Below are 7,475 nucleotides of genomic sequence, written 5' to 3'. Positions count from 1 at the left end.
AGATGGGTATAGGGGCCAGGCGCTGCATCGCGCCGCGGCGCCGGTGCGCGGCTGGCTGGCCGGGGGCGGCACGACGCTGCTCGGCCGCGTGCGCGCGGCGCGGGCGCAGTGGCGGCGGCGCGCATGAGCGGGCGGCTCAGGCTCTACGCGGCGATCTCGCTGGATGGCTGCCTGGCGGATGACGCGGGCGGCGTCGGCTGGCTGGCGCCCTTCGACGCGCAGGATTACGGCATGGCCGGCTTCATGGCCGCGCTGGGGTCGGTGCTGACCGGTCGCGTGACCTACGACCACGCGCGCGGCTTCGGCGAATGGCCCTATGCCGGCAAGCGCGTGGTGGTGATGACGCATCGCGCGCTGGAGCCCGATCCGCCGGCGGGGGTCGAGGCGGCGCAAGGCGACGTCGCCGCGGTTCTCGCCCGGCTGCGCGCGGAAACACCGGGCGACATCTGGCTGCTGGGCGGCGCGGCGCTGGCGCAGCACTGCCTGGCGCGCGGGCTGGTCGACAGCCTGGAACTGTTCGTCATCCCGGTGCTGCTGGGCGACGGCTTGCGGCTGTTCGCCGCCGGGGGCACGCCCCGTGCGCTGGTGCTGCACGCTGCGCGGCCCTTCCCCAATGGCGTGGTGGCCCTGACCTATCGGCGGGGCTGAACGCCCCGCGGCCAGGTCAGGCCGCCTTGCCGCGCGCCTGCAACGCCAGCAGGCCCGCCGCCAGCGCGATGCCCACCAGGTGCGGATAGGGCACGATATCCGCCGCCGCATGCTGCAGCAGCGCCGGGAAGATCATCAGCAACCCGGCCAGCGTGAAGCCCAGGCGTTCCCACCCGGCCAGCGCGCGCCGCGCGAAGCCCTGCGCGGCCGAGGCCAGCGCCGCCAGCCCGCCCGCCGCCAGCACCGTCTGCCACACCACGTCCAGCCAGGTCATGCCGTCGCGGAAGTTCAGCAGCAGGCCGACGCCCTCGGGGTCGGTGACGAAGACGAAGGGCAGCAGGAAGGCCGGCATGGTGTATTTCCACGCCTGCAAGGTGGTGCGGTACGGCCCGGCGCCGGTGATTGCCGCCGCCGCGAAGGGCGACAGCGCGGTGGGCGGCGACACTTCCGACAGCACCGCATAGTAGAAGACGAACATATGCGCCGCGTAGTCCGGCACGCCCAGCTTTATCAGCGCGGGTGCGGCCACCACCGCGCAGATGATGTAGGACGCGGTGACCGGCACCGCGAGCCCGACCACCCAGACGATCAGCGCGGTGTACAGCGCCGTCACCACCACCGACCCGCCCGCCGCCTGGATGGCGATGTCGCTGAACTTCAGCCCGAGCCCGGTCAGCGTGATGACACCGACGATGATGCCGGCGGACGCGCAGGTGGCGGCGATGCCCACCGCCTGCACCGCGCCATTGGCCAGCGCATTGACCAGCCGCTTCGGCCACAGCGCCTGCTCCGGCCGAATGAAGGACAGCAGCACCGCCAGCACCATGGCGTAGAGCACCGACAGCGTCGCCGAATACCCCCAGACCATGAAGGCGACGATCGCGATCAGCGAGGTGAAGTGGAACCAGTAGCGGCGCAGCAGCACCCGCATGGGGTCGACCGCCACGCCATCCGAAATATCCATGCCGCCGTTGCGCGCGCGCAGGCGCCGCTGGTCGAGCTCCACCATGAACAGCAGCGAGGCGTAGTAGAGGATGGTCGGGATCGCCGCCATCTTCAGCACGTCGAGGTAGCCGATCTTGAGGTATTCCGCGATCAGGAAGGCCGCCGCGCCCAGCACCGGCGGCGAGATGATCGCCCCCAGCCCGCCGGCCGCGAGCAGCCCGCCGGCATCGTCCGGCCGGTAGCCCACGCGCTTCATCATCGGCCAGGCCACGGTGCCGATGGTGACGGTGGTGGCGACACCCGATCCCGACGGCCCGCCCAGCAGGAAGGACGACAGCACGACGGTGCGCCCCGCGCTGGCCGCCTTGCCGCCGGTGGCGGCAAACGAGAAGTCCACGAAGAACTTCCCCGCGCCCGAGGCCTGCAGGATGGCGCCATAGATGGTGAACAGGATGATCAGCGTGGCCGAGACATCCACCGCGGTGCCGAAGATGCCATCGAGCCCGATCGAGATATGCGGGATCATCCGCTCGGAATCATAGCCCTGGTGCTGCCAGGGTGCCGGCAGGTGGTTGCCGAAGAAGCCATACAGCAGGAAGAAGATCGCCACCGCCGGCATCACCGGGCCCGTCGCGCGGCGCGTCGCTTCCAGTACCAGCGCGATCAGCATCCATCCCACCACCAGGTCCATCGGCTCGGGGAAGATGGCGCGGTCCTGCAGGTCGTCGCCGCCGGTGATCAGGTAATAGACGACATAGACCGCCGCCGCCGCCAGCACGGCATCCCACGGCATCAGGCGGTTGCGATACCGCCGCGCCACCGGGAACAGCACGAAGCCCAGCACCAGCGCGAAGCCCACATGCACGAAGCGCAGCGTGGTGGTCGGCACGATGTCCCAGGCCGCCCAGAGGTGGAACAGCGACATCGCCAGCGCCAGCAACGTCGCGACATAGCCGAGCCAGCCGGAGAAGCGGTTCTGGACGCCCTCCTCCTCCTCGATCAGCGCCTCGACGCGCGCGGCGGTCTTGTCGTCCAGCGCATCGGGCGCGACTTCGGGCGGCAGGTTGTGCGTGGTGGTCACGGGCGGTGCTCCGGCGCCTGGTCGATCGCCCCGTGATGGCCGGGGTGCCGCGGATCAGGCCGCCTTTGTCTCTCGCATGGTCCCGGCCGCCTGGCGATTCCGCCCGGCCGCGCCATGCCGTGAATGCGGGACGGGAGCGGCCCGGCCGGACCGCTCCCGTGCGAAGATCCCCTGGGGGCGACGGTCAGCCGAGCGTCGCGCCCTGCGCCTTCCAGAAGGCCTCCGCCGCCGGGTGCCAGGGCACGCCGGCCGCGGCGGTCTTCTGGCCGTCCAGGGTGAAGTCGCGCGCCGCGGAATGCACGCGCGCCCAGTCCTCGCGGTTGGACCACATGATCTGCACGATCTGCGTCACCAGCGCGGCCGGCATGTCCTCGCGCACGGCGACGATGTTCGCCACCGACATCTGCTTGTTCGGCGTGGTCTGGCCCGGATAGGTGCCGGCCGGGATGGTCTCCGCGAAATAGACCGGGCCGTATTTCTCGACGATGGCGGGCACGTACTGGTCGTGGTCGATCATCACCAGTTGCACGCCCGGCGTGGCGCCGAGGTCGGTGATGGCGCTGGTCGGCACGCCCGAGACGAAGAAATACGCGTCGAGCTTGCCGTCCTTGATCGCGTTGGTGCTCTCGGCGGGCGACAGGCGCTCGCGCGCGCGGAAGTCGGTGTCGCGATTCAGGCCGGCCGCCTCGATCAGGCGGAAGGCCATGACTTCCGTGGCCGAGCCGGGCGCGCCGGTGGACACGCGCTTGCCCTTGAGGTCCGCCATGGACCGGATCCCGGTCGAGGCCACCGTCACCACCTGCATGCGGTTCGTGTAGAGCACCGCGAGCGCGCGCACCGGCACCGGCCGGCCGCGGAAGCGGTCATTGCCGCGGATCGCATCCACCGACGCATCGACCTGCGTCAGCACCATCCCGACGCGATTGGCGCCGAGCAGCTGCAGGTTCGCGACCGACCCGCCGGTCACTTCCACCGTCGAGCTCATGCCCGGGATGCCACGCGAGAGATAGTTCGCGAGCGCGCCGCCCAGCGGATAGTACACGCCGCCGGTGGTGCCGGTGGCGATCGCGAGCTGCTGCGCCGCCTGCGCGCGCGCCAGGCCGGGCAGGGCCAGCGTGCCGGCCGCGGCGGCAATGACGTGACGTCGGGTGATCCCGGACATGTGTCCTCCTTTGGGTGTTCTTGGTCGCGGCACCGTAGATAGCGGCCTTGCGCGGCGCTTTGAAGCCCGCGCCGTTGATCTGGCGCAAGGCGGCGGGGCACCGGCGGCGGTATGTCGGCCGCGTTGATCCGGAGGAACTCCCGCATGACCGGCCTTCTCGCCCGCGACCTGATGACCCCCGACGTGGTGACCGTCCCGCCCGAGACGCCGGTGATGGCCATGGCCCGGCTGCTGGCGGATCGCGGCATCTCGGCCGTGCCGGTGGTCGACAAGGACAGCAAGGTGCTCGGTATCGTCACCGAGGCGGACCTGGTCCGTCGCCTCGCCGGCGAGGAGGACAAGCCGGCTTCCTGGTTCGCCTCGCTGTTCGCCGATCCGGCGACCCAGGCCGAGCGCTTCGCGCGCACCCATGGCGTGACGGCGAAGGACCTGATGACCGAGACGGTGGTGACCGTGGCGCCCGACACAACCGCCGCGCATGTCGCGCAGCTGATGGAGCAGCGGAACATCCGCCGCGTGGTGGTGACCGAGGGCGACCGCCTGCGCGGCATCGTCAGCCGCGCCGACCTGCTGCGCGCGCTGGTCGCGCCGCCGCACCAGGATGCCGAACTGTCGGACGAACGGGTGCGCCGCGCGGTGATGGCGGCGATGAAGAAGGAACCCTGGACCGACACCTTCTACACGATGGTCGAGGTCAAGGACGGCACCGTGACCTTCCACGGCTTCCGCCGGTCGGACGCGGTGCAGCGGGCGCTGCGCGTGCTGGCGGAGAACGTGCCCGGCGTGAAGGCGGTGGTGGACGACACCCAGCCCATGCCGGTGTTCATCTACGGCGGGGTGTAGCACGCGGCGCGGGCCTGTGGCGCCGCGGCGTGATATGCCCAGGCCTGCGGCGCAACCCTCGGGGCCATGGCGCGCTACCATGGCGGCAAGCGGGGCTGTCTCCGCCCCCAACCGCCGTTGAGGATTTGCCGCATGGCCCGCGTCCGCATCCGCCACACCACGCGCTACGCCTACAGCGCGCCGGTCGCGCTGTCGCAGCATCGGCTCATGGTGCGCCCGCGCGACAGCCACGACCTGCGCCTGCACGATGCGACCATGTCGGTCAGCCCGCCGCCCGCCGCGACGCGCTGGGCGCACGACGTCTTCGGCAATTCGGTCTGCCTGCTGGACTGGACCGAGGGCGCGCAGACGGATCACCTCGAGATCGTCTCGACGCTCGACCTCGAGCATTTCCCGGCCGGTCCGGCGCTGCCGCGCGCGACGCTCGATCCCTCGGTCGAGGTCTTCCCGTTCTCCTACGGCGCCGAGGAAGCGCCGGATCTCGAGCATTTCCGCGTGCGGCTGCTGCCCGACCCGCAGCGGCGCGTCGATGCCTGGGCGCGTCGGTTCCTCGACCCCGCCGGGCAGACGCGCACGCTGCCGATGCTGGAAGCCATGACGCGCGCCATCCGCGACGAATTCACCTATGAGGCGCGCGACGAGGAAGGCACCAACAGCCCGGTCGCGACGCTCGACACCGGCCGCGGCGCCTGCCGCGACTTCACCCTGCTGATGATGGAGGCGGCGCGCGCCCTCGGCCTCGCGGCGCGCTTCGTCACCGGCTACCTGTACGATGCGACCGGCGGCGACGGCATGGTCGGCGGCGGCGCCACCCATGCCTGGTGCGAGGTCTATGTCCCCGGCGCCGGCTGGGTGGAATACGACCCGACCAACGGGCTGGTGGCGGGCGAGAACCTGATCCGCGTGGGCTCCACCCGCACGCCCGAACAGGCGATCCCGATCGGCGGCGGCTATATCGGCAAGGCCGGCGACTTCGCCGGGCTGCATGTGGATGTCACGGTGCAGGTCGGCAACGACCCGATGCCGCAGGACGCCGCCCCGCTGGATGCCGCGCCCGCGCCGCCGGCTATGGCGCCGGAACCGCCACCCCCACCAGGCAATCCCGCGTGACCACCGCGGCGAGCCGCGCCTCGTCCCAGCCATCGGTGCCGGCGGGGCGCATCGGCAGCACCATCCAGCGGTAGTCCGCGGTGCTGTCGACCACGCGGATCTCGACGCTGTCGGGCATGTTCACGCCCCATTCGGCCAGCACGGCGCGCGGCTCGCGCACCGCGCGCGACCGGTAGGCGAAGGATTTGTACCAGTTGGGCGGATAGCCCAGCACCGCGCGCGGGTAGCAGGAGCACAGCGTGCAGACGACCAGGTGATGCCGGCCCGGCGTGTTCTCCAGCACGCCGAGCGGCGGCGCGCCGGCCATCGACACCCCCATCGCCTCGGCGGCGGCCTTGCCGTCGGACAGCAGCAGCGCGCGATAGGCGGGATCGGTCCAGGCCTTCGCCACCATGCGGGCGCCGGTCTCGGGGCTCGCCTTGTCGGTATTCGCCTGGCGCTCGGCGATCTCCGCCGGGCTCACGACGCCCTTGGCTTCCAGGGCGGCCATCAGGCGATCGAGCAGCGCGAGGCTGTCGGGGCGCGGGGCGGCGGCCATCTCAGGCGTCCTCCAGCCAGTGTTCGAAGACCTCGACCATCACGGTGTCGCCGGGCTTGCCCTCCTGCCAGATAGGCTCCTGCGCGAACAGCACGTGGTACAGCGTGCGCTTCGGCGCCGGGCGGGCGAAGGCCAGGTCCTCCGGGTTCGGAAAGGCGCCGAGCGGGCGCACGACCGTGCCGGTGCGGCCGCGGATGTAGTGCGGCGTGCGGATGTGGCAGGGGCCGCGGCGCTCGGGCCAGTCATCCTTCACGCGCACCGTCGCGCCGGGTGCGAAGCGCGGGGCCTCGGCAGTCGCGCTCATGGCAGCACGTCCTTCTCCACGATGCCTTTCTCGACCATCAGCAGGGCGATCGACCGCAGCCAGCGTTCATAGTAGCCGAGCGCGAAATACTCGCCTTCCGGGATGCTCTCGATGCCACGGCGCAGCTCGTCGACGGTCATCAGCTTCTTCTGCGCGAGCACCTGGCGCAGCGCATCGACCTGCCGGCCGAAGGCGTCGGGCGGCGCCTCGTCGTGCTCGACCGGCGTGCAGTGGAAGCGGGCGATGCCGCCCATGTCGTGGATGGCGGGGACGGGGGTGTCGTCTGGCATGGGCGAAGGTTAGGCCGCCGCGCGGCGCGCGGTCCAGCGCCGCTACTTCACTTCCTCATCGGCCGAGACGCCCCAGACCTCGGAGCGCAGGATGTAGCCGCGGTGCTCGCCGGCCTGCGCCTCGCACCAGGGGCTGCGCGGTTCGCATTGGCGCAGGCGCACCACCACGCCGGGGCGCAGCCGCGCGACCGGCGGGCTGTCGGCTTCGGGCCGGCGGCGCAGCGCGGTCTCGCTGGCGGGCGCGCCGCGCACGATGGCGCTGCGGCGGCCCATCAGGGTGGATTGGTGGACCCAGCCCTCGGTGCCCTCGGGGTCGCGGATGCGGCGCCACAATTCGAATTCCCGGGTGATCTCCACCGGCAATTCGCGGCGCTGGTAGGTCCATTCGATCGGGAAGCGCGTGCCCGGGCCGGCGCGCAGGTTCACCTCGTCCGACCGCAGGGCGGCGAAGCGGGGCAGCGGCAGGTTGGTCACCGACCCGATCGAGGGTTGCGGTTCCGGCGCGGGGGTCGGCGCGGGGGCGGGTTCGGCCGGCCGGGCGGCACCGGCTGCCC

The 7,475-nt window shown here is 71.7% G+C and carries 9 protein-coding genes; 3 read left to right on the top strand and 6 right to left on the bottom strand.

All coding sequences use genetic code 11. The features are described 5' to 3' along the window. The first annotated feature begins 123 nt into the window (after nt 1-123). Nucleotides 124-648, top strand: coding sequence for a dihydrofolate reductase family protein (locus tag LQ222_RS25785; protein WP_230169747.1), 525 nt, complete (start codon nt 124-126; stop codon nt 646-648). 16 nt (nt 649-664) lie between these two features. On the opposite strand, the gene LQ222_RS25780 is transcribed toward LQ222_RS25785, so the two are convergent. Both LQ222_RS25780 and LQ222_RS25775 read right to left on the bottom strand, forming a co-directional pair. Next, nucleotides 665-2,674 carry a TRAP transporter fused permease subunit gene (locus LQ222_RS25780; protein ID WP_230169746.1) on the bottom strand — a complete coding sequence of 670 codons (2,010 nt, stop codon included), beginning with the start codon at nt 2,672-2,674 and terminating at the stop codon, nt 665-667. A gap of 184 nt (nt 2,675-2,858) precedes the next feature. Further along, complete coding sequence (locus LQ222_RS25775; RefSeq protein ID WP_230169745.1) at nt 2,859-3,836, bottom strand: TAXI family TRAP transporter solute-binding subunit; 978 nt, start codon at nt 3,834-3,836, stop codon at nt 2,859-2,861. Between the two features lie 144 nt (nt 3,837-3,980). Here LQ222_RS25775 and LQ222_RS25770 point away from each other — a divergent pair, with 144 nt between their 5' ends. Continuing rightward, nucleotides 3,981-4,679 carry a CBS domain-containing protein gene (locus LQ222_RS25770; protein WP_230169744.1) on the top strand — a complete coding sequence of 233 codons (699 nt, stop codon included), beginning with the start codon at nt 3,981-3,983 and terminating at the stop codon, nt 4,677-4,679. 132 nt (nt 4,680-4,811) lie between these two features. Continuing rightward, nucleotides 4,812-5,789: a transglutaminase family protein gene (locus LQ222_RS25765; RefSeq protein WP_230169743.1), complete on the top strand. Its 978-nt coding sequence runs from the start codon at nt 4,812-4,814 to the stop codon at nt 5,787-5,789. On the opposite strand, the gene LQ222_RS25760 is transcribed toward LQ222_RS25765, so the two are convergent. The 4 genes from LQ222_RS25760 to LQ222_RS25750 all read right to left on the bottom strand — a co-directional run. Next, entirely contained in the window at nt 5,746-6,327 is a 582-nt protein-coding gene (locus tag LQ222_RS25760) for a nitrile hydratase subunit alpha (protein ID WP_230169742.1), read from the bottom strand. The two genes, LQ222_RS25765 and LQ222_RS25760, sit on opposite strands and share 44 nt — an antisense overlap. A gap of 1 nt (nt 6,328) precedes the next feature. Next, complete coding sequence (locus LQ222_RS26400) at nt 6,329-6,631, bottom strand: SH3-like domain-containing protein (protein WP_374202195.1); 303 nt, start codon at nt 6,629-6,631, stop codon at nt 6,329-6,331. Next, nucleotides 6,628-6,921 carry a nitrile hydratase gene (locus tag LQ222_RS26395; protein ID WP_374202194.1) on the bottom strand — a complete coding sequence of 98 codons (294 nt, stop codon included), beginning with the start codon at nt 6,919-6,921 and terminating at the stop codon, nt 6,628-6,630. Before LQ222_RS26395 ends, LQ222_RS26400 begins: the two co-directional genes overlap by 4 nt. A 42-nt stretch (nt 6,922-6,963) precedes the next feature. Further along, nucleotides 6,964-7,475, bottom strand: a 512-nt coding sequence (locus LQ222_RS25750; protein ID WP_230169741.1) for an SH3 domain-containing protein, incomplete at its 5' end; no start/stop codon positions are given.

Source organism: Roseomonas sp. CECT 9278, from assembly GCF_918698155.1.
Taxonomy (GTDB): Bacteria; Pseudomonadota; Alphaproteobacteria; order Acetobacterales; family Acetobacteraceae; genus Neoroseomonas.
The sequence above is the reverse complement of the archived record's forward strand: the minus strand, read 5'-3'. Positions and strand labels throughout refer to the sequence as shown.